The organism is Pseudovibrio flavus (genome assembly GCF_009711345.1).
GTDB lineage: Bacteria > Pseudomonadota > Alphaproteobacteria > Rhizobiales > Stappiaceae > Pseudovibrio > Pseudovibrio flavus.
Genome location: NZ_SMMA01000024.1, coordinates 1 through 1,310 on the forward strand (window position 1 = coordinate 1; position 1,310 = coordinate 1,310).

Here is a 1,310-nt window from a genome sequence, read left to right on the forward strand (position 1 = left end):
TGCGCACCAGCGTCCAGCGCGGTGAAGCCTTCAGTCGGGGTGTAAACACCCGGCATCCACTTCATGCCGTGGACCTGACAGGCAGCGCCAACTTCGGTGTTGCAGTTAGGTGCAACAACAAAGGTACCGCCCGCTGCGTGCACATCACGCACCTGTTCCGGTGTCAGCACGGTGCCTGCACCAACGCTCACCTGATCACCCATTTCCTTGGCGATCAGCGCAATGCTTTCCAGCGGACGCGGTGAGTTGAGCGGCACTTCCATAACCTTGATGCCGCCAGCGACCAGAGCCTTGGCGATATCAAGCGCTTCTTCAGGCACAAGGCCGCGCAAAATTGCGACGATCGGTGCCTCTTCCATGTGTTTGTCTAGCTGAGACATAAGTCTCCCCCTCCCCGTTAAACGAGTTCGATTGCTTCTGCGACCTGCATTGCCCCATGCACAACGCCGCCCATCGGTACGATCTTGGCGTCACCACCAAGCACCTTCAGAGCTTTGAGATAGATTTCTGGCAGACGGCCGTTGCCCAAAATCCAGATGTCACCATCCTGACCCATCGCTTCTTTGAGTTCAGCGCCAATCAACATGCCAGAGAGATAGCAAGCGGCGTGGTTTTCCGGCAAGCCGTCAACCAGCACGCGGGCGCGGGCAGTAAACAGGCGGTTGAGCAGTGCGCCGGAGTTGCCATCACGAGCACCAATGCGTACGCCTTCGCTGAACCACTCGCAGTCTTCACAAACGTCCTTACCGAAAGCACCCAGAATGGTTGCAGTGGTCAGAGCGTGGAACATTTCACCGGTGATGTAGGTGCGGTAGCTCTGGATCGCGCCATCACGGATATCAACGTGCTTGGAGTGGGTGCCCGGAATGATCATGGTGGCGTTGGCAATGCCGAGCATTTCCAGTGCGCCGAAGATTTCGGTTTCCTCGCCGCGCATCACGTCGGCTTTATCGCCTTCTGCCATAATGCCCGGAATGAACCAGACATCGCCGATGCCTTCCACTTCGATCTTTGTCATGGCTTTGGACAGAGCGTCCGGCTTGGTTGGCATGGTGGCGTATGGCACTTCTACCCAGCCATTGCGGGAGCCGATCATGCCCGAAAGGATCACAGGAAGGCCTGCACGGTAGCCTTTGAGCGCTGGAATGTGGGTGCGGAACACCTCTTCAAAGCGGCCCTTGGCTTTCAGAATACCTTCGTCGGTGGAAATGGTGTCGATGACCGAACGGTCTGCCCGAACAGTACGCGCACGGAACGAACTGGTGCCCCAGTCAACGGCAACCAGAACTGCGCTCATCTCGTCTTGCATG

At 57.5% G+C, this 1,310-nt stretch carries 2 protein-coding genes; both read right to left on the reverse strand.

Going from position 1 to position 1,310, the window contains the following annotated elements:
* The coding region (locus E1162_RS00080; protein WP_371311742.1) for a bifunctional 4-hydroxy-2-oxoglutarate aldolase/2-dehydro-3-deoxy-phosphogluconate aldolase at positions 1-380 on the reverse strand (380 nt) is incomplete at its 3' end.
* A 17-nt stretch (positions 381-397) separates the two neighbouring features.
* Positions 398-1,310 (reverse strand): 2-dehydro-3-deoxygalactonokinase (locus E1162_RS00085; protein WP_257098527.1); only part of this gene is annotated, 913 nt, incomplete at its 5' end.